This is a genomic window from Sphingomonas sp. GC_Shp_6 (assembly GCF_026540835.1).
Lineage (GTDB): Bacteria > Pseudomonadota > Alphaproteobacteria > Sphingomonadales > Sphingomonadaceae > Sphingomonas.
This window is the reverse complement of record NZ_JALNUO010000003.1, coordinates 190,718-209,057: the sequence shown is the minus strand read 5'-3', so window position 1 is coordinate 209,057 and position 18,340 is coordinate 190,718. Positions and strand designations below refer to the sequence as shown.

At 68.5% G+C, this 18,340-nt stretch carries 22 protein-coding genes and 2 tRNA genes; 15 read left to right on the top strand and 9 right to left on the bottom strand.

Annotation, left to right across the window (positions count from 1 at the left end):
* Positions 1–52 precede the first annotated feature (52 nt).
* From leuD to OXQ95_RS05415, 12 genes are all read left to right on the top strand, one after another.
* Positions 53–682, top strand: a complete 630-nt coding sequence (gene leuD, locus OXQ95_RS05470) for a 3-isopropylmalate dehydratase small subunit (RefSeq protein ID WP_267380422.1) — start codon at positions 53–55, stop codon at positions 680–682.
* Positions 645–1,649: an NADPH:quinone oxidoreductase family protein gene (locus tag OXQ95_RS05465; RefSeq protein WP_267380421.1), complete on the top strand. Its 1,005-nt coding sequence runs from the start codon at positions 645–647 to the stop codon at positions 1,647–1,649. Before leuD ends, OXQ95_RS05465 begins: the two co-directional genes overlap by 38 nt.
* 3 nt (positions 1,650–1,652) lie before the next feature.
* Positions 1,653–2,996, top strand: coding sequence for an FAD/NAD(P)-binding protein (locus tag OXQ95_RS05460; RefSeq protein ID WP_267380419.1), 1,344 nt, complete (start codon positions 1,653–1,655; stop codon positions 2,994–2,996).
* A gap of 71 nt (positions 2,997–3,067) precedes the next feature.
* A complete protein-coding gene (locus tag OXQ95_RS05455; protein WP_267380418.1) occupies positions 3,068–3,391 on the top strand; it encodes a DUF1476 domain-containing protein in 324 nt (107 codons plus the stop codon).
* Between the two features lies 1 nt (position 3,392).
* Positions 3,393–3,623 (top strand): BolA family transcriptional regulator, encoded by a 231-nt coding sequence (locus tag OXQ95_RS05450; protein ID WP_267380417.1) that lies wholly within the window; start codon positions 3,393–3,395, stop codon positions 3,621–3,623.
* Between the two features lie 13 nt (positions 3,624–3,636).
* Positions 3,637–3,948, top strand: a complete 312-nt coding sequence (gene grxD / locus OXQ95_RS05445; RefSeq protein WP_242095538.1) for a Grx4 family monothiol glutaredoxin — start codon at positions 3,637–3,639, stop codon at positions 3,946–3,948.
* Between the two features lie 256 nt (positions 3,949–4,204).
* Entirely contained in the window at positions 4,205–5,041 is an 837-nt protein-coding gene (locus OXQ95_RS05440; RefSeq protein ID WP_267380672.1) for an MBL fold metallo-hydrolase, read from the top strand.
* A 77-nt stretch (positions 5,042–5,118) separates the two neighbouring features.
* The gene (locus tag OXQ95_RS05435; protein ID WP_267380671.1) at positions 5,119–5,736 is read left to right on the top strand and encodes a DUF4230 domain-containing protein; all 618 of its coding nucleotides are present in this window, start codon (positions 5,119–5,121) and stop codon (positions 5,734–5,736) included.
* A gap of 2 nt (positions 5,737–5,738) precedes the next feature.
* Positions 5,739–6,737: a quinolinate synthase NadA gene (nadA, locus tag OXQ95_RS05430; protein WP_267380415.1), complete on the top strand. Its 999-nt coding sequence runs from the start codon at positions 5,739–5,741 to the stop codon at positions 6,735–6,737.
* Between the two features lie 323 nt (positions 6,738–7,060).
* Positions 7,061–7,897 (top strand): carboxylating nicotinate-nucleotide diphosphorylase, encoded by an 837-nt coding sequence (gene nadC / locus OXQ95_RS05425; RefSeq protein WP_267380413.1) that lies wholly within the window; start codon positions 7,061–7,063, stop codon positions 7,895–7,897.
* Positions 7,898–7,924: 27 nt separating this feature from the next.
* Positions 7,925–8,383, top strand: a complete 459-nt coding sequence (locus OXQ95_RS05420) for a hypothetical protein (RefSeq protein WP_242095542.1) — start codon at positions 7,925–7,927, stop codon at positions 8,381–8,383.
* The gene (locus OXQ95_RS05415) at positions 8,380–9,123 is read left to right on the top strand and encodes a ribonuclease T (protein WP_267380411.1); all 744 of its coding nucleotides are present in this window, start codon (positions 8,380–8,382) and stop codon (positions 9,121–9,123) included. The genes OXQ95_RS05420 and OXQ95_RS05415 overlap by 4 nt, the downstream gene beginning before the upstream one ends.
* On the opposite strand, the gene OXQ95_RS05410 is transcribed toward OXQ95_RS05415, so the two are convergent.
* The 7 genes from OXQ95_RS05410 to aroA form a co-directional block, all read right to left on the bottom strand.
* Positions 9,093–9,500 carry a DUF4112 domain-containing protein gene (locus tag OXQ95_RS05410; RefSeq protein WP_242095544.1) on the bottom strand — a complete coding sequence of 136 codons (408 nt, stop codon included), beginning with the start codon at positions 9,498–9,500 and terminating at the stop codon, positions 9,093–9,095. The genes OXQ95_RS05415 and OXQ95_RS05410 overlap by 31 nt on opposite strands.
* A 5-nt stretch (positions 9,501–9,505) precedes the next feature.
* Positions 9,506–10,876 (bottom strand): ABC transporter substrate-binding protein, encoded by a 1,371-nt coding sequence (locus OXQ95_RS05405; RefSeq protein ID WP_267380409.1) that lies wholly within the window; start codon positions 10,874–10,876, stop codon positions 9,506–9,508.
* Between the two features lie 59 nt (positions 10,877–10,935).
* Positions 10,936–11,019, bottom strand: a tRNA-Leu gene (locus OXQ95_RS05400).
* Positions 11,020–11,084: 65 nt separating this feature from the next.
* Complete coding sequence (locus tag OXQ95_RS05395) at positions 11,085–11,363, bottom strand: integration host factor subunit beta (RefSeq protein ID WP_242095546.1); 279 nt, start codon at positions 11,361–11,363, stop codon at positions 11,085–11,087.
* A gap of 137 nt (positions 11,364–11,500) precedes the next feature.
* Complete coding sequence (rpsA, locus tag OXQ95_RS05390; RefSeq protein ID WP_242095547.1) at positions 11,501–13,219, bottom strand: 30S ribosomal protein S1; 1,719 nt, start codon at positions 13,217–13,219, stop codon at positions 11,501–11,503.
* A 307-nt stretch (positions 13,220–13,526) separates the two neighbouring features.
* Positions 13,527–14,156 (bottom strand): d(CMP) kinase, encoded by a 630-nt coding sequence (locus OXQ95_RS05385; RefSeq protein ID WP_267380405.1) that lies wholly within the window; start codon positions 14,154–14,156, stop codon positions 13,527–13,529.
* Positions 14,150–15,511: a 3-phosphoshikimate 1-carboxyvinyltransferase gene (gene aroA, locus OXQ95_RS05380; RefSeq protein WP_267380403.1), complete on the bottom strand. Its 1,362-nt coding sequence runs from the start codon at positions 15,509–15,511 to the stop codon at positions 14,150–14,152. The genes OXQ95_RS05385 and aroA overlap by 7 nt, the downstream gene beginning before the upstream one ends.
* Positions 15,512–15,615: 104 nt before the next feature.
* Here aroA and OXQ95_RS05375 point away from each other — a divergent pair, with 104 nt between their 5' ends.
* Together OXQ95_RS05375 and OXQ95_RS05370 are read left to right on the top strand one after the other, a co-directional pair.
* The gene (locus tag OXQ95_RS05375; RefSeq protein ID WP_242095550.1) at positions 15,616–15,942 is read left to right on the top strand and encodes a TIGR02300 family protein; all 327 of its coding nucleotides are present in this window, start codon (positions 15,616–15,618) and stop codon (positions 15,940–15,942) included.
* 82 nt (positions 15,943–16,024) lie between these two features.
* Positions 16,025–16,100 (top strand) — tRNA-Ala (locus tag OXQ95_RS05370).
* 30 nt (positions 16,101–16,130) lie between these two features.
* Here the strand turns inward: OXQ95_RS05370 and OXQ95_RS05365 are convergent.
* Entirely contained in the window at positions 16,131–16,595 is a 465-nt protein-coding gene (locus OXQ95_RS05365; protein WP_267380401.1) for a GreA/GreB family elongation factor, read from the bottom strand.
* Positions 16,596–16,702: 107 nt separating this feature from the next.
* Between OXQ95_RS05365 and OXQ95_RS05360 the strand changes: the two genes are divergently transcribed.
* Positions 16,703–16,870, top strand: coding sequence for a hypothetical protein (locus OXQ95_RS05360; protein WP_242095552.1), 168 nt, complete (start codon positions 16,703–16,705; stop codon positions 16,868–16,870).
* Between the two features lie 64 nt (positions 16,871–16,934).
* On the opposite strand, the gene OXQ95_RS05355 is transcribed toward OXQ95_RS05360, so the two are convergent.
* Entirely contained in the window at positions 16,935–18,230 is a 1,296-nt protein-coding gene (locus OXQ95_RS05355; RefSeq protein ID WP_267380669.1) for an MFS transporter, read from the bottom strand.
* Positions 18,231–18,340 lie beyond the last annotated feature (110 nt).

Below are 18,340 nucleotides of genomic sequence, written 5' to 3'. Positions count from 1 at the left end.
CCTATGTCGCCTCGGCGCGCATGGCGCCCTCGACGATCGCCATCGCCGACCGATGAACCCCGTCCGCTCCGTCGCCGGGCGCGCCTATCCGTGGGGCGCGAAGAACGTCGATACCGACGTCATCATCCCCGCGCACTGGCTGAAGACGATCACCCGCGCGGGGCTGGGCCGCGGCGCGTTCGAGACGGTGCGCGCGCAACCGGGCAACATCTTCGACGATCCGGCCTATGCGGGCAGCCCGATCCTGATCGCGGGCGACAATTTCGGCTGTGGCTCCAGCCGCGAGCACGCCGCCTGGGCGCTCGCCGACATGGGCGTGCGCGCGGTGATCGCGCCGAGCTTTTCCGACATCTTTTCGGGCAACGCGTTCAAGAACGGCATCGTCGCGGTCGTGCTGCCGCAGCCCGCGGTCGACCGGCTGATCGCAGTCGCACGCGAACAGCCGATCACGATCGATCTGGAGACGATGACGGTCACCACGCCGTTCCAGGATCGGTTCGTCTTCGAACTCGACGCGTTCCGTCGCCAATGCCTGATGGAGGGGCTGGACGAGGTCGGGCTGACGCTGGCAAGGGATACCGCGATTTCGAAATTCGAGCATGAGGTGGCGGATCACCGCCCCTGGCTCCAGCGGGAGAGCGGATATGCGGGCATTGCTGTCGAGGGCGCCGGGCGGACCTGAAACGCTGGAACTGGCCGACGCGCCCGATCCGGTCGCGGCGCCGGGGCAGGTGGTGGTCGCGGTGCGGGCCTGCGCGATCAACTATCCCGACGTGCTCATCATCGAGGACAAATACCAGTTCAAGCCTCAGCGCCCCTTCGCGCCCGGCGGCGAGATCGCCGGTGTGATCGACAGTATCGGCGAGGGCGTCACGGGCTGGACGGTGGGAGACCGGGTGATCGCGATGATCGGTCATGGCGGCCTGGTCGAGAAGGTCGCGGTCGATCCCGCGCGCATGTACCGCCTACCCGAAGGGCGCAGCTTCGCCGAGGGCGCCTCGCTGATCCTGACCTATGGCACGACGATTCACGCGCTGCGCGATCGCGGCCATCTGAAGGCGAGCGAGACGTTGCTGGTGCTGGGTGCGGCCGGCGGCGTGGGGCTCGCCGCGATCGAACTCGGCAAGGCGTTCGGCGCCACCGTCGTCGCCGCGGTTTCGTCCGAGGAAAAGGCGGCGGCGGCCAAGGCGGCGGGCGCCGACACGACGCTCGTCTATCCGCGCGGACCGTTCGACAAGGATCAGTCCAAGGCGCTCGCCGAACAGTTCAAGGCGGCGGTCGGCAAGGGCGGCGCGGACGTGATCTACGATCCGGTCGGCGGCGATTATGCCGAGCCCGCGCTGCGGTCGATCGCGTGGGAGGGCCGCTATCTGGTGGTCGGCTTCCCCGCCGGCATCCCCCGATTGCCGCTGAACCTCACCCTGCTCAAGAGCTGCGACGTGTGCGGTGTGTTCTGGGGCGCGTTCGCGGCGCGCGATCCGAAGGCGAACGCCGCGCATATGGATCACCTCTTCCGCCTGTGGGAGGAGGGCCGGATCGCCCCGCGCGTGACGGAGACGTTCGCGTTCGAGCGCGGCGGCGACGCGATCGCCAAGATGGCGGGGCGGGGCGCGATCGGCAAGCTGGTGGTCGAGGTGGCCGGGGGCTGAGGCGTGAACCCGGCGGGCCATGTCGCGATCGTCGGCGGCGGCTTCAGCGGGACGCTGCTCGCGATCAACCTGCTGCGGTTCGCAGGACCCCGGGCCACGCTGATCGACCGGGCGGCCGACCGGATCGGGCGCGGCGTCGCCTATAGCGCAACCGGCGCGGACCAGTTGCTCAACGTCCGCGCGGGCGGGATGAGCGCCTTTCCCGACGATCCCGGCCATTTCGCGCGCTGGGCGGCGGCGCGCGGCGCGGGCGATGCACAAAGCTTCGTGCCGCGTGCGACCTATGGCGCCTATCTCGCGGAAACGCTGGCGGAAATGCGCGTGGCCCAGCCCGGTCGGCTGACGCTCGCCACCGGCGACGTGAGCGACGTGGGCGACGGCGTGACCATCGCCGACCAAATGCTCGCGGCGGATAGCGTGGTGCTGGCGACGGGCAATCTGCCGCCGCACACCCCGCCCGGGATCGACCCCGCGCGGCTTCCCGCGGGCGCCTATGTCGGCGATCCCTGGCGCGGCGATATCGCCGAGGGATTGCGGCCCGACGATGTGGTGGTGCTGATCGGCACCGGCCTGACCGCGATCGACGTCGCGCTGAAGCTGGAAGCGGCGGGGTTTGCCGGCCCCGTGCTCGCGCTGTCGCGGCGCGGCATGCGGCCGCACCGGCATCTGGACGGCCTGCCGCCGAAGCGCGCGCGCCAGGACCCGCCCGAGGGGTCGCTCTCCGCGCTGGTCGCCCAGGTCCGGGCGGAGGCGGCGCGCGACGGCTGGCGCGTCGCGGTGGATGCGCTGCGTCCCGTGACTCAGCGGCTTTGGGCGGCGAGCGACGATGCGGTCCGCGCGCGCTTCCTGCGCCACCTGCGCCCCTATTGGGACGCGCACCGCCACCGGCTCGCGCCGGCGGTGGCGGACCGGATCGACGCGATGGTCGCGGACGGCCGGCTGCGCTTCGCGGGCGGGCGGATCGTCGAGGCGGTCGCGCATGGGGCGGGCGTCACGCTGCGCTGGACCCCGCGTCATGGCGAAACCAGCGAGACGGTGAACGCCGCGCGTATCGTGAACTGCACCGGCCCGCAGGGCGATCTGGTCCGCAGCGACGACCCGCTGCTGCGCACCCTGGCCGCGCGCGGCGCGATCCGGCCCGATCCGCTGCGGCTCGGCATCGACGTCGATGCGCAGTCGCGTGTGATCCGCGCTGACGGCACCCCCGATCCGCGGCTGTGCTGCGTCGGCCCGATGACGCGCGGCGGATTGTGGGAGGTGGTCGCGGTGCCCGATCTGCGCGTGCAGAGCTGGACGCTCGCGCGCCGCCTGGCCAACGCGCATTGGGTGGGCGGGGAGGGGCTGTAGCCGGGCCGCCGTTGCACGCTGGGTCGGGCGCGCCTATCTCGCACCCAGACTAACGCAATCCGGGGACGCCAATGACCACTTTCGACGAACGCGAACGCGCCTTCGAGACCAAGTTCGCGCGCGACGAGGAAATGGCGTTCCGGATCGTGGCGCGCCGCAATCGGCTGCTCGGCCATTGGGCGGCGGGGCTGATGCAGCTCACCCCAGAAGAGGCGGAAGCCTATGCGCGATCGGTGGTCCATGCCGAATTCGAGGAAGCGGGCGACGAGGACGTGGTGCGCAAGCTCGTCGGCGATCTGGCGGCGGCCGGCGTGGAGATCGACGATACCGCGGTGCGCCGCGCGCTCGACGAGCATATGATCGAGGCGCGTCGCCAGCTCATGAAGGCGCAATAAGATGCCGATGGCGGCCGACGATATCGCTGGCATGATCCGCGAGGCGATCCCCGACGCGGTGGTGGAGATCACCGATCTCGCGGGCGACGGCGATCATTATGCGGCGCGCGTCGTCGCACCCAGTTTTGCGGGCCTGTCCCGCGTGAAGCAGCATCAGGCGGTGTATGCGGCGCTCGGCGGCCGCATGGGCGGGGTGCTCCACGCACTCCAGCTCACCACCGCGGTTTCGTGAGAGGATGATTGAGATGACCGACGACGCACAAGCCCGGATCGACGCGATCGTGAAGGAAAAGCCCGTGGTGCTGTTCATGAAAGGCAGCCCGCTGTTCCCGCAATGCGGCTTTTCCAGCCGCGCGGTCGCGATCCTCAACCATCTGAACGTCGAGTTCGACAGCGTCGACGTGCTGCAGGATCAGGGCATCCGCCAAGGCATCAAGGCCTATTCGGACTGGCCAACCATCCCGCAGCTCTATGCGAATGGCGAGTTCGTCGGTGGGTCCGATATCATGATGGAAATGTACGAAAGCGGCGAGCTGGCGCAACTGTTCGCCAAATGAGCCGGGTGCGGGCGGGTCTTGCGAGATCGGTAGCAGCGAAGACCCGCCCTGCTGAAGCGTCAGACGCTCGGCTGCTGCTTACGTAGCACCGCGCGTGCCAGATCGCCCCAATCGCGCGAAACCGGGCGTTACGGTGGTTAACGCGATCGCGGCAGCCCGCCCGGTTGTAAATCCGGCCGACAGGCGATCCGCCCTCCCGGCGAGCCCGGCGGTCGCGCCCCTTGCCTTGAACCGTCCGAGCGGCCATCTCGCGGTGATGGGCGAGCATCCGACCGGCATTCCGATCCAGCTCGAGCCGCTGGTCACGCGCGTGCTCGCGCCCAATCCCTCGCCCTTTACGCACACCGGCACGCAAACGCACATCGTCGGCGCCGGCGATCTCGCGGTGATCGATCCGGGGCCGGACGATCCCGCGCATCTGGCGGCGCTTCAGGCTGCGATCGCCGGCCGTCCTGTCCGTGCGATCCTCGTAACTCATCACCACCGCGACCACAGCCCGGCGAGCCGGCCGCTGCGCGCGATGACGGGAGCGCCGATCTTGGGCGCCGCACCCTTCGCCTCAACGGAAACCGCGTTCGACGCGAACTATGCGCCCGATCGGGTGATGGCGGAGGGCGACACGATCGGCGGCGACGGCTGGACGCTTACCGCGATCGCGACGCCGGGCCACACCTCCAACCATCTCGCCTTCGCGCTGCCCGAGACGGGCGCGCTGTTCGTGGGCGATCACGTTATGGGCTGGTCCACCACGATCGTCTCGCCGCCCGATGGCGACATGGCCGCCTATATGGCCAGCCTGGACAAGCTGATGCGCCGCGACGACCGGATCTATTATTCCGGGCATGGCGAGGCGGTGGAGAACCCGCAGCGTTTCGTGCGCGGGTTGCTCAGCCATCGCAAGCAGCGCGAAGGGCAGATCCTGCGCCTGCTGCGCGCGGGTCCGAAGGACGTGCCGGGCCTTACCGCGCTGATGTATGTCGGGCTGAACGCGCGGATGCTGCCCGCCGCCGCACGATCGGTGCTGGCGCATCTGTACGACCTGCGCCATCGCGCGCTGGTGACCGAAGAGGATGCGATGTGGCGGACGATCTGACCCCGCGGCGTGGCGGCGTGGGGAGTTTCCTCGCCAAGGCGGCGGGCGTGCTCGTGCTGCTGGTGCTGGCCGGGCTGATGGCCGCATGGGCCGTGCAGCGCTATATCGGCATGCGGCTCGCGCCCGATCCCACAACGATCGCCAGCGCGAGCCTGGCGGGGCTGCGCGAGCAGAACCGGTTGTCCGCCTTCGCCGCGCGCTTCGTGGCGGTCACCACCTCGCGCCAATCGCAGATGGGCTTCTCGACCGAGAAGACGCTCATCATGCCGGGGATGGTGCGCTACGAGGTGGATCTGGCGAAGCTCGAGCAGCGCGACGTGGCGTGGAACGCGGCGACGAAGACGCTGGCGGTGACGCTGCCGCCGGTCGAGATCGACGGGCCGCAGATCGATCTCAACGCGCTGCGCACCTATGGCTCGGGCGGCGTGCTGTCGCACCTGACCGATGCGGACAGCGTGCTCGACGCCGCCAATCGCCGCGCGGGCCAGGCCGAATTGCTGCACCAGGCGCGCGCCGCGCCGATGCTGTCGCTGGCGCGCGATGCCACTCGCCGCGCGGTCGAGCGCAGTTTCGCGATGCCGCTGCGCGCCGCCGGCGTCGATGCCACCGTCACGGTGCGCTTCGCCGACGAGCCGACCTCTTCCACCGAGCGTTGGGACACCAGCCGCTCGCCTGCCGAAGTCCTGGGGAAATGACGATGGAACTGCACCGCCACCCGACCGGAGTCGATCTCCGCGACGAGATCGATCGCCTGCGCCGCGAGCGCAACGCCGTGATCCTGGCGCATTATTACCAGAAGCCCGAAATCCAGGACATCGCCGATTTCGTCGGCGACAGCCTCGATCTCAGCCGCAAGGCCGCCGAGACGGATGCCGATGTGATCGCCTTTTGCGGCGTGCGCTTCATGGCAGAAACCGCCAAGATCCTGAGCCCGCAGAAGATCGTGGTGCTGCCCGATATGGATGCAGGGTGCAGCCTGGAGGATAGCTGCCCGCCCGAACAATTCGCCGCCTTCCGCGCGCAGCATCCCGATCACATCGCGCTGACGTACATCAACTGTTCGGCGGAGGTGAAGGGCCTGTCCGACGTGATCGTCACCAGCTCGTCCGCCGAGAAGATCCTGTCGCTGATCCCGCCCGAACAGAAGATCATCTTCGGCCCCGACCGCAATCTGGGCGGCTATCTCAGCCGCAAGACCGGGCGCGATATGTTGCTATGGCCGGGCGTGTGCATCGTGCACGAGGCGTTCAGCGAGACCGAGCTGATGAAGCTGAAGGCGCAGCATCCCGGCGCGCCCGTGGCAGCCCATCCCGAATGCCCCGCGGTGATCCTCGACCACGCCGATTACGTCGGATCCACGCGCGGCATCCTCGAATTCGCGCAAGGCTTCTCGGGCGACACGCTGATCGTCGCGACCGAACCGCACATCATCCACCAGATGGAAAAGGCGCTGCCGGCCAAGCGCTTCATCGGCGCGCCCGGCGCGGACGGCAACTGCAACTGCAACATCTGCCCCTATATGGCGCTCAATACGATGGAGAAGCTGTACGTCGCGCTCCGCGATCTGGAGCCGCGGATCGAGATCGAGGAAGGGCTTCGGCTGCGCGCGAAGAAGAGCCTCGACGCGATGCTCGCCATGGCGAGCGGGTCGGTGGGGATGGGCGACCTCGGCCCCGTGCGCGTGACGGGGGACTAAGGGCGCCGAGAGAGATTCACGCAGAGGCGCGGAGGCGCGGAGAAGAGCATTCGGCCGCGTCAGCGGCCTCTCATGAAAAGTGTGAAGGCGCTCCGCGCGGGTTACTTCTCCGCGCCTCCGCGCCTCCGTGTGAACCCGTTCGTCACGGGCCGGCCAGCCGATGCGACGAACGGTTGGCCGCCACGATCCCGATGCGGCCGGCGGCTCTGTCCTACACGGGGCGCCCCCTGTAGGATCGGAAGCATGACGATGCTCCACATCCCTCTTCATGGCCGCTCCGCCGGGCGCGCGGCGTGGCACCTTCGCCAACTTCCGGGCGCACGATGATCTCCGGCTTCGACGTCGCCGCCTTCGTCGCCGCCACGCTGGCCGAGGATCTGGGCGACGCCGGCGACATCACCTCCGCTACGGTCATCCCGGCCGATGCGCGCTTCGTCGGCGTGATGGCCAGCCGCGACGCCATCGCCGTCGCCGGCCTCGCGATCGCCGAGGCGTTCTTCCGCGCGCTCGATCCCCGCGTTCGGATCGAACGGCTGGTGGAGGATGGCGCGCAGGTTCCGGCCGGCACCGCGCTCCTGCGGATGGAGGGGGCGGCGCGTGCGATGCTCACCGCCGAACGCTCGGCGCTGAACACCGTTCAGCATCTGTCCGGCATCGCCACGCTGACGCGCAGCTATGTCGACCGGATCATGGGCACGGGCGCCACGCTGCTCGACACGCGCAAGACGATCCCCGGCCTGCGTCTCCTGGAGAAATACGCCACCCGCATGGGCGGCGCGCAGAACCACCGCATGGGCCTGTGGGACGCGGCGATGATCAAGGACAATCACGTGGCGGTCGCCGGCGACATCGCCACCGCCGTCCGGCGCGCGCGCGACGGCGGCATCGCGCGGATCATCGTCGAGGTCGACCGCGTGGACCAGATCGAACCCGCGCTCGCCGCCGGGGCGACTCACTTGCTGCTCGACAACATGACCCCGCCGGTGCTGCGCGGCGCGGTGACGCTCGTTGGCGGCCGCGTGCCGACCGAGGCATCGGGCGGAGTCACGCTCGACACGATCCGCGCGATCGCCGAGACGGGCGTCACCTATGTGTCGGTCGGCCGCCTGACCCAGTCGGCGCCCGCCGCCGATATCGGGCTGGATTTCGCCACCGCCTGACCGGCGCCGGCACCAAAGGGGGGAATCATGCGACCACCGTCGATCGTGAATTTCGAACGCTGCTATCTTGGATCGTTCGCGATCTGGCTGCTCAACACGCTCGCCTTCTGGCCCGCGCTCACCGCCGCGATGCGCGCGAACCCTGCCGTCGCGCGCCTGTCGCCTGCGTTCGCGCCGACCGTGCTGGGTATCGGGATCGTGCTGGTTTCGGCGATCACGCTGCTGCTGTGGTATTTCACGGCACGCACCGGATCTTTGGTGGCCAAGTGGATCGTGACGATCTTCTTCGCGTTCAGCGCGATCCCGGCGTTCTATGGGCTGGCGGTGGCGATGCGCCCGATGACGCCGCAGGGGATCGGCAACCTCGTCTCGATCGCGCTGAACGCGGTGGCGGTGTGGATGCTGTTCCGTGCCGATGCCCGGCTTTGGTTCGCCGCAAGAAACGCCGATGTCCCGGTCGGCCGCAACGAGGAGATGCCGCTATGATCCGTTTGTCGCTCGCTGCCATCGGTCTGTTGGCGGCCGGATCCGTCCAGGCGCAGGCGCTGCATTGCACCCCGCCTTCCGGGCCGCAGCCCGTCCATGCCGAAACGCCGAGCGCGGACCAGCCGCGCCGCGTGCTGCCGATCGGCAGCTACACGCTCGCGATCACCTGGGTGCCCGAATATTGCTATGGCAGCGCGAACAAGCCCGCCGCCGCTTTCGAATGCGCAAGCAGCGCGCGGTTCGGCTTTTCGCTTCACGGTTTGTGGCCCGATGGCGTTGGCAAGGAATGGCCGCAATATTGCCGCGACACCGGCCTGCTGCCGCAGGCCGTCATCAAGGGCGCGATGTGCGCGACGCCCTCCGCCCAGTTGCTCCAGCACGAATGGGCCAAGCACGGCACCTGTATGGCCGATCTCCAGCCCTCCGCCTATTTCGGCCGTTCGACCGGACTGTATGCGAAGCTCCGTTACCCCGACATGGCCGCGCTTTCACGGCGTCCTGCGCTGAACGCCGGTATGCTGGCCGACGCCTTTGCCGCGGCCAATCCCGGCATGACCGCGGACATGATCCGCGTGACCGCCAATCCCCGGGGCTGGCTGGACGAGCTTTGGATCTGCCTCGACAAGCGCTTCATCTATACGCGCTGCCCCGCGCACTCGGGCGGGATCGATCGGCAGGCGTCATTGAAGATCTGGCGCGGCGGGCGCGGTCAGCCGTCGAGCGTGACCGACGCGGGATAATGCCGGTCGAGGTGGCGCTTGATGATCCGCAGGTTGCGCGTGTTCGAACGGAAGAAGAAATCCGGGATCGCGCCCACCCAGGGGATCATCCCCAGCGCCCAGTCGACCCCGACATTGCCGAACATGCGCGCGATCTGTGTCTTCGACATGCCGATGTTGCGCGCTTCCCACACCATCCATGCGCCCACCGCGGCGGCGATGCTGCTGCCGGCGAAGGGAAGGAGATCGAGGATCACGTCGAGCCCGACCCGGCGGTTGATGCCGGGAATGACGAACAGCCCCTCCATCACCTTTTCGACCGCTTCGACGCGGCGGCGGACCGAGGCGGGATCGCGGCCGATCGGCAGCGGTTCGGCGAAGATGCGGGTGTTGGCCATGACCTTCAGTTGGGGGCCGTGCGCAGCCGGTTCAACGGGTGCCACGCCCGCACATTGGGCTGCCATGCCCCGAGGCGAAGCGCGACCAGCGACCAGCGTAGCGGCCGCGCCAGCGGAATGAACGCCGCATCCTCGGTCAGGGCGATGTCAGCCGCGGCGATCCGCTGCGCCCGCTCCGCAGGCGTCGGGGCCTGACGGGCGGCCTCCAGCGCCTGCTGCGCGGCGTCGCTGCAGACGACGCAGGCCGTGGCCAGATACCAGCGCGCGCTGTCATAGGGCGCCACCCGGTCGATCAGCCGCAGATCGGCGGGGGCATCCATGCCGACGCGTTCGGGGGCGATACCGATCCCGATCAGCGACGCCGCGATCTGGCCGAACAGCAGCGTCGCCCCGGGGCCATGGGGCAGGGCGATGCGGAGCGTCAGCGGCTTGACCGCCCATGACGCGACGCGCGCCCTTGCACCGGCGATACGGTCGCCGGCCGCCAGTTGCGTCCAGGCGGGGCTTGTCGGAGGCGCGGCCGAATCGAGCTGTTCGGGCAGCAACTGTTCGGTGGGCGCCCACCCGGCGGAAACAGCGCCGAGGATCGCGGTGCGGTCCAGCGCCTGCGCCACCGCGGTGCGGTTCGCCGGATCGCCGAGGAAGCCGCTGCGATCGACCACCGCCAGGCCGAATATCCCGGCGGCAGGATCGACGCGGACGTTGGCGGCGGCGGTCCCGCTGGTCGCGATCAGCGGCCAATCGGCGAAGCTGCCGCCGGTCACCAGATCCGAATCATGGTGCGCAAAGCGCGCGATGGCCCGTGCGGCGCGTTCGCCGATCAGCAGCACGTCGTCTTCGGGCGCGGGTTTGCGATCCTCGTCCGGATCGGCCCGGTCGGGATCGGGCGCGGGCTGCAGCAGCGGTGCGCGCCGGCCGCGCAGGATGCGGAACGGGCCGCTTCCGCCCGGTGGCCTGATCCGCAGCAATGCCATTTCTGGCTGGGCGAACAGTTTCAGCAAATCGGGGCGGGGCCGTTGCAGGCGGATCTCGATCACCTGTGGGGTCATGACGACGATGTCGTCGATCGCGGTGAGGAACGGCGCGAGGGGATTGCGCGACTGGGGCGCAATCTGCCGTTTCAGCAGCGTGACGACCTGTTCCGCGGTTACCGGGGCACCATCGGTCCATTCCAGATCGCGCAGCCGGAAGATGTAGCTCATGCCGTCATCGATCACGGTCCACCGCTCGGCGAGACCGGATTCGACCTGGCCGGACGCGTCGAATCGGACCAGACCCTGGGCAACCGCATCGGTCAGGATGCGCGACGTTAGGTCGGGTTCGCCGCGGCGGGCGTCGGCCAGCATCGGTGTCGCGCCGATCGCGCTGACCACCACGGGGCCGGAATCCGGCCGATGATCGCAGCTCGCGGTGACGAGCAGCCCGGCCGACAGGATGGTGCGGACGACGGGACTCGAACCCGTACTCCGAAGGAAACCGATTTTAAGTCGGCAGCGTCTACCGATTCCGCCACGTCCACGCATCACGGACAGGACAAGCCCACTGGCAGGCGGGCGTCAAGCGCGCTCCGCCGGATGGACGGGATCAGACGTTCAGGCGGAGGCGCATTTCCTTGCCCGGCTTGAAATAGGGGACGCGCTTCGCGTCCACCGCCACCATTTCGCCCGTGCGCGGATTGCGGCCGGCGCGTGCATCGCGCTCGCGGGTGGAAAAGGCGCCGAAGCCGCGGAGTTCGACGCGGCCATTGGCGGCGAGGCGCTTGCAGATCTCGTCGAAGAAGGTGCCGACGATGGCATCGACATCACGCATGGCGAGCTCCGGATTGGTCTCTGCCAGTCTTTGCACAAGCTCCGAACGAATCACCTTTATCAATCCTTCCAGGCGTTACCGGCTGGATCTATTGATGGAGGTTAGGTGGGGAGGCAATGTCGTGGACGCATAGGAATAAAAAAAGGGGCCGGCACGCCTTGCGACATGCCAGCCCCCTGATTTGCGGCAGTTCAGCCCTTCGACTGTTCGCCGCGCGCCTTCAGGGCCTCGCCCAGGATGTTGCCCAGCGTCGCGCCCGAATCGGACGAACCATATTGCGCAACCGCCTGCTTCTCTTCGGAGATCTGCATCGCCTTGATCGAGAAGGTGGGCTTCTTCGAACGGTCGAAACCGGTCACCATCGCGTCGAACTTCTGGCCGACCTGGAAGCGCTCGGGGCGCTGCTCGTCGCGGTCACGGCCGAGATCGGTGCGCTTGATGAAGCCCGCCGCGCCATCGTCGCCTGCCTGGACCTCGAGGCCCGCATCGCGGACTTCGAGCACGGTGACGGTGACGATCGCGTTCTTGCCGAGACGATCGCCGGCAGCGGCGATCCCGCCGGCCGCCGGGCCGCCGCGCTCGAGCTGCTTCATGCCGAGCGAGATGCGCTCCTTCTCGGCGTCGATGTCGAGCACCACGGCCTGAACCGTCTCACCCTTGCGATGCAGGTTGAGCGCGTCCTCGCCCGAAACGCCCCACGCGATGTCGGACATGTGGACCATGCCGTCGACATCGTTGTCGAGCCCGATGAACAGGCCGAACTCGGTGGCGTTCTTGACTTCGCCCTCGACGGTCGAGCCGACGGGATGCGCGGTGGCGAAAGCCTCCCAGGGATTGGCCTGGGCCTGCTTCAGGCCGAGGCTGATGCGGCGCTTGTCCTGATCGACCTCGAGCACCATCACGTCGACCTCCTGCGAGGTGGAGACGATCTTGCCCGGATGGACGTTCTTCTTGGTCCAGCTCATCTCGCTGACATGGACGAGGCCCTCGATGCCCGGCTCCAGTTCGACGAACGCACCATATTCGGTGATGTTCGTGACGCGGCCCGAAAGCTTCGCGCCGACCGGGTACTTGACCGAGGCCGCATCCCAGGGATCGCTCTCCAGCTGCTTCATGCCGAGGCTGATGCGCTGCGTGTCCTTGTTGATGCGGATGATCTGCACCTTCACGGTGTCGCCGATGTTCAGCACTTCCGACGGATGGCCGACGCGCTTGTAGCTGAGATCGGTGACGTGGAGCAGGCCGTCGATGCCGCCCAGATCCACGAACGCACCGTAATCGGTGATGTTCTTGACGACGCCGTCGATGATCTGGCCCTCGGCCAGGCTCTGGATGAGGCCCGAACGCTGCTCGGCGCGCGTCTCTTCGAGCACGGCACGGCGGCTGACGACGATGTTGCCGCGCTTGCGGTCCATCTTCAGGATCTGGAAGGGCTGGGGGATGTCCATCAGCGGGGTCACGTCGCGGACCGGGCGGATGTCGACCTGCGAGCCGGGCAGGAACGCCACGGCGCCGTTCAGGTCGACGGTAAAGCCGCCCTTGACGCGGCCGAAGATCACGCCTTCGACGCGGGTCGTCTTGGAGAATTCGGTTTCCAGCTTGTCCCATGCGGCTTCGCGGCGGGCGCGATCGCGGCTGAGCATCGCTTCGCCGTGCATGTTCTCGACGCGGTCGACATAGACCTCGACTTCGTCGCCGATCTTCAGCTCGGCCTTCTGGCCCGGCGCGGCGAACTCGCGCAGCGGCACGCGGCCTTCGCTCTTCAGGCCGACGTCGATGACGGCCATGTCGTTCTCGATGCCGGTCACGGTGCCGTGAACGACGCGTCCCTCGAAGCTGTCGGCGCCGCCGAACATGTCATCGAGCATCGCGGCGAAATCATCGCGGCTGGGCATTACCTGGGTTGCCATAAGTGCAAGCGTTCCTAGTGGTTTTCCGGCCAACCGGTTGTCTCCGGTGGTCTTGGCCTTCGCATTGCCGCAGCGACCGGATGCCGGCACGGCATCCGTCGGGACGGGTTCGCGGAGGATCTCGACGCATCATGCGAAAAGGGCGCGTGAGACGAGCTCCGCACCGACCTCCGCGAGCATCGGCTCGCCGGACGGGCGGGCCATAGCCGATGACGGGGGTTTCGGCAAGATGCCCGGGCGGGCGATACGTCGGCGAAGTTGAGCCACGGATCGGCGGCGCAGGCAGCCCGCGAGGGCCCCCACGTCGCTACGCTTTCGCGGCCGCCTGCGCGTCCACCAGCGCAATCGCCTTCAGCACGCTCATCTCGATCGACAGGAAGCTGGTATCGAGCAACGCCGCGTCCTTCGCCATCACCAGCGGCGCCGCCGAGCGGCTGCTGTCGCGCTCGTCGCGCGCGCGGATGTCGGCGAGCACGGTGTCGAAGCTCGTCTTGTCGCCGCGCGCCTGAAGCTCGGTGTGGCGGCGGCGCGCGCGGATCTGCGGCGTGGCCTTCACGAACAGCTTGGCGTCCGCATCGGGCGCGATCACCGTGCCGATGTCGCGCCCGTCGAGGATCGCGCCGCCCACCTGGTTCGCGAACCGCTTCTGGCGCTGGAGCAGGGCGGCGCGGACCAGCGGGTGTGCGGACACGATGGAGGCGCGCTGCCCCACCGCGTCGTCGCGCAGCGCCGGATCGTCGAGCAACGAATCGTCAAAGCCGCAGGCCGCCACCGCATCCGCCTCGTTCGCCGGATCCAGCTCCATCCGCTCGACCATGCACGCGACCGCGCGGTAGAGCAGCCCGGTGTCGAGATGCGGCAGCCGGTAATGCCGCGCCAGCGCCTTGGCGATCGTGCCCTTGCCCGATGCGGCGGGACCGTCGACCGCGATCAGCATGCGGTGCCCTCCGCCGACGGCGCCAGCGCGTCGAGCGTGCCGAAGAAGGCGGGATAGCTCGTGGCGATCGGCGCGACATCGTCGATCCGGATCGGGCGGGTGGCGTGAAGCCCCGCGACCACCATGCTCATCGCGATCCGGTGATCGAGCCGGGTGGCGACGGCGCCGCCGCCTGCGATCGGCGCGCCGCCGGTGCCGGTGATCGTCATGCCGTCGTCATGCTCCTCGCAGGCCACGCCGCAGGCGCGCAGCGCCGCCGCCATCGTCGCGATCCGGTCCGATTCCTTGACGCGCAGCTCGTGCGCCCCGCGCGCGAGCGTCCGGCCCTCCGCAAAGGCGGCGGCGACGAACAGCACGGGATATTCGTCGATCATGCTGGGCGCGAGATCGGGCGGCACGTCGATCGCGGAGAGTGCGGCGTGGCGCACGCGCAGGTCGGCCACCGGCTCGCCGCCGACCGTGCGCGGATCGATTTCGGTGATGTCCGCTCCCATCATCCGCAGCGCGGTGACGAGCCCGGCGCGCGTGGGATTGAGGCCGACGCCGATGAGCGTCACATCCGATCCCGGCACGATCGAGGCGGCGACCATCCAGAAGCCGGCGGAGGAGGGGTCGCCGGGCACGACGATCGTCTGCGGCTTCAGTTCCGCCTCGCCGCGGATCGCGATCACGCGGCCGGCCTCGGTCTGCTCGACGGTGATCTCGGCGCCGAAGCCGGCGAGCATCCGCTCGCTATGGTCGCGCGTCGGCACCGGCTCGATCACGCGGGTGAGGCCCGGCGTGTTCAGCCCGGCCAGCAGCACCGCGGACTTTACCTGCGCCGAGGCGACGGGCAGCGTATAGGTTATCGGCACCGCCGGCGTGATGCCGCGGACCATCAGCGGCAGCCGGCCGCCCTTGCCGTCGGCGCCCGGCGAGGCGGTGATGTCCGCCCCCATCTGCGCCAGCGGATCGATCACGCGCCCCATCGGCCGGCCCGACAGCGAGGCATCGCCGGTGAAGGTGGCGGTGATCGGGTGGCTGGCGACCAGCCCCATCAGCAGCCGCGTCGAGGTGCCCGAATTGCCCATCTCCAGCGCTGCGTCCGGCTGGAGCAGCCCGCCGACGCCGACGCCGTCGACGCGCCAGGTGCCGTCCGCCTCGCGCTCGACGCCCACGCCCATCGCGCGCATCGCGGCGGCGGTGGCGAGCACGTCCTCGCCCTCAAGCAGCCCCGTAATCCGGCTGGTGCCGACCGCGAGCCCGGAAAACATCAGCGCGCGGTGGCTGATCGATTTGTCGCCGGGCACCGGCGTGCGGCCGGCCAGGGGGCCGCGCGAGCGCGTTTCGAAGGGGGTGGGAAGGGGGTGTGGCATGGAGCGCCGCGTCTTTGACAGCCGGCTTGTGCTATGGCAAGGCGCGCCCCACTTTGCCGGGGCACCCCTGCGAACATCCTATATCCGAAAGGTTCTGCACGGCCATGATACAGCCGGAATGGGGCACGAAGCGTACGTGCCCGAAATGCGCGACGCGTTTCTACGATCTCACCAAGGACGATCCCGTCACCTGCATCAACTGCGGGAACACCTGGGAGCCCGAGCCGATCCTGAAGTCCAAGCAGCCGCTGCCGTTCGAGCAGGCCAAGCCCGACACGAAGAAGGCGGACGCCGATCTCGAGGGCGAGGACGAGGAGGACATCAACGCCATCACCGGCGAGGATGAAGAGCCTTCGGCCGACGACGAGGTCGATCTCGGCGGCGACGACGATCTGGGCGTGGAAGCGCCTACGAGCGACGACGAGCATTGATTTGAAAATTCCTTGGCAGGCGGCGATGAGCCGCTTGCCAAGGGCGCGGTCCACGGCTAGTGGGCTGCCTCCCGGAAGGTTGGGGGCCGTAGCTCAGCTGGGAGAGCGTTCGCATGGCATGCGAAAGGTCAGGGGTTCGATCCCCCTCGGCTCCACCATCCTTCCACCCGGCCCGATGACGGGCCTCCTTACATTTCCAGCGGCGTCACCGACAGCAGCGTGATCGCGTCGTCGCGGCCGGCAAAGGCCAGCGTCTCGCCGGGCTCCGCGCCGCTCAGTGCGCGGGCGAGCGGCGCGGAATAGGCGATCCGGTCGTGCTTCGGGTCGGCTTCGTCGTCGCCGACGATCGCGATCGTGCGCGGCTTGCCGTTCAGCAGGAAGGCGACGCGCGTGGCGAAGCCCGCGCTGCCGTCCGCGGGCGGCGCCGTGAGCATCGCTGTGGCGTGGCGCGTCTGCCAGTAGCGCAGATCCCGCCGGAGCGCCTCGGCCGCTTCGCCCTGCGCACCGGCAATGCCCGCCGTAAGCGTCGCGATCCGCTCCGCGATCAGCGCCAGCCCCGCGTTGGTGACCAGATTGGGCCCTTGCGGCACCGGCAGTTCGAAGCGCGGTTCCTTGTGTTCCTCGTCGCTTTCGCGCCGGAATGCCACGCTCACGGATCTTATCCTTTCGTTAATCCTGTTGTGTCCCGCTGCCGGACGGCACGGGCTTAACCACCTTTGGGGCTGGTCGAAATCGTAAACGCGGCGTTAACATCCTCGCCATGACCAGACGCCTTGTCCTCACCAACGAATCCGCCCGCCATCCGTTTCGCGCGTCGCTGCCGCCGCCCGCGACGCGCAATGCGCTCCGCAACGACGATCACGACGTGAAGCTCTTCCTGCTGAGCTTCGCGGCGTTTTTCACCTGCTTCTACAGCTTCCTGTTCTGAGGCTGGGCGCTGGTTCGATCCGGCGCGAAAATCCGTTCGTACCGAGCGGGGGTGACGTCAGCCGCTAGTCGCAGGCGCGGTGCAGCTTCTGCGCCAGCCACGCGGCGAACAGGCACATGGCGGCCACCAGGAACAGCATGTCGGCTGGCCCCACGCCCGCCCCCGAGATCAGCAGCACCGCGACCGAGCCGAGCGCCATGCATCCGGCGTTGACGACGTTGTTCGCCGCCACCGTCCGCGCGGTCTGGTCCTTTTCCACCGTGGTCGTCAGGAACGCGTAGAGCGGCACGACGAACATGCCGCCCGTGGTCGCGATCGCCAGTAGACAGAGCAGGACGGGGATCGCGCCGGGCTCTTGGATGAACCCCGCCCAGTCGTAATAGGTGCCGGCGGGGGCCGGCGTCCAATGGCGCGCGAGCAGCGAGAACAGGCACACGAACACGCCCATGGCGATCACCGAGGCGGGCGAGAATTTGGCCGAGATCCGCCCCTTGAGCATCGTGTTGATGACGACGGAGCCCACCGCCACGCCCACCGAGAACACCGCGATCACGAAGCTTGCGACCTGCTCGTTGGCGGTCAGCACGTTCTTCACCAGTGGCGGGAAGACGATGATGAGCACTGCGCCGATCGTCCAGAAGAAGCTGATCGCCAGGATCGCGAGGAAAAGCCGGGGCACGTGCAGCGTCGCGCTGATGAGCCGCCACGATGCGGTGAAGGGGTTGAGTTCGAGCTTCAGGGGCGGCCCCTCGCGCGGGGCGGAGGGCACCGCGCGGCCGGCGAACCAGCCGAGCGCCGCCACCACCAGCACCGCCACGGTCGCCTGTTCGACATGGCGCGACAGGAAGCCGGCGACGATCGTGCCCGTCAGGATCGCGAGATAGGTGCCCGCCTCGACCAGCCCCGTGCCGCCCAGCACGTCGCCCGCGGGCAGATGCTGCGGCAGGATGGCGTATTTGATCGGCCCGAAAAAGGTCGAATGGATGCCGAGCAGCAGCACCGCGGCCAGCATCAGCGCCAGCCCGATCCGGTCGTGCCCCGCATGCGCGAGCAACAGCCCGCCCGATCCGACGATCATGATCCCGATCTCGCAGGTCTTCACGATGCGGATGATCCGCGCCTTGTCGTGCGAATCGGCCAATTGCCCCGACAGGGCCGAGAGGAAGAAGAAGGGCAGGATCGACAGCCCCGTCGCCAGCGCGTTGAAATTGGCCTCGCCATGCGGATCGTTGAAGATCTCGTAGGTGGCGAACAGCACCATCGATTGCTTGAACAGGTTGTCGTTGAACGCGCCCAGGAACTGCGTGGCGAACAGCGGCAGGAAACGGCGCTCTTTCAGCAGGCCGAGCGCGTTGAGCATGGGAAGAAAGAGCCTCGATCGTGGCGAAATTGCGGTCCAATCATAGCCGAGCCCGATCGCCGCTGCCAATGCCAAAGCCGGTTCCGCTTTTCGGATGCCGGGTCTAGGGA

Bases quoted from the DNA above. Each gene is read 5' to 3' on its own strand.
- grxD (WP_242095538.1), top strand. From the start codon at position 3,637: ATGACCGACGACGCACAAGCCCGGATCGACGCGATCGTGAAGGAAAAG.
- OXQ95_RS05465 (WP_267380421.1), top strand. From the start codon at position 645: ATGCGGGCATTGCTGTCGAGGGCGCCGGGCGGACCTGAAACGCTGGAA.
- OXQ95_RS05360 (WP_242095552.1), top strand. From the start codon at position 16,703: ATGACCAGACGCCTTGTCCTCACCAACGAATCCGCCCGCCATCCGTTT.
- OXQ95_RS05410 (WP_242095544.1), bottom strand. From the start codon at position 9,500: ATGGCCAACACCCGCATCTTCGCCGAACCGCTGCCGATCGGCCGCGAT.
- nadC (WP_267380413.1), top strand. From the start codon at position 7,061: ATGATCTCCGGCTTCGACGTCGCCGCCTTCGTCGCCGCCACGCTGGCC.
- OXQ95_RS05375 (WP_242095550.1), top strand. From the start codon at position 15,616: ATGATACAGCCGGAATGGGGCACGAAGCGTACGTGCCCGAAATGCGCG.
- OXQ95_RS05440 (WP_267380672.1), top strand. From the start codon at position 4,205: ATGGGCGAGCATCCGACCGGCATTCCGATCCAGCTCGAGCCGCTGGTC.
- OXQ95_RS05450 (WP_267380417.1), top strand. From the start codon at position 3,393: ATGCCGATGGCGGCCGACGATATCGCTGGCATGATCCGCGAGGCGATC.
- OXQ95_RS05355 (WP_267380669.1), bottom strand. From the start codon at position 18,230: ATGCTCAACGCGCTCGGCCTGCTGAAAGAGCGCCGTTTCCTGCCGCTG.
- OXQ95_RS05420 (WP_242095542.1), top strand. From the start codon at position 7,925: ATGCGACCACCGTCGATCGTGAATTTCGAACGCTGCTATCTTGGATCG.
- aroA (WP_267380403.1), bottom strand. From the start codon at position 15,511: ATGCCACACCCCCTTCCCACCCCCTTCGAAACGCGCTCGCGCGGCCCC.
- OXQ95_RS05435 (WP_267380671.1), top strand. From the start codon at position 5,119: ATGGCCGCATGGGCCGTGCAGCGCTATATCGGCATGCGGCTCGCGCCC.
- nadA (WP_267380415.1), top strand. From the start codon at position 5,739: ATGGAACTGCACCGCCACCCGACCGGAGTCGATCTCCGCGACGAGATC.
- OXQ95_RS05455 (WP_267380418.1), top strand. From the start codon at position 3,068: ATGACCACTTTCGACGAACGCGAACGCGCCTTCGAGACCAAGTTCGCG.
- OXQ95_RS05385 (WP_267380405.1), bottom strand. From the start codon at position 14,156: ATGCTGATCGCGGTCGACGGTCCCGCCGCATCGGGCAAGGGCACGATC.
- leuD (WP_267380422.1), top strand. From the start codon at position 53: ATGAACCCCGTCCGCTCCGTCGCCGGGCGCGCCTATCCGTGGGGCGCG.
- rpsA (WP_242095547.1), bottom strand. From the start codon at position 13,219: ATGGCAACCCAGGTAATGCCCAGCCGCGATGATTTCGCCGCGATGCTC.
- OXQ95_RS05415 (WP_267380411.1), top strand. From the start codon at position 8,380: ATGATCCGTTTGTCGCTCGCTGCCATCGGTCTGTTGGCGGCCGGATCC.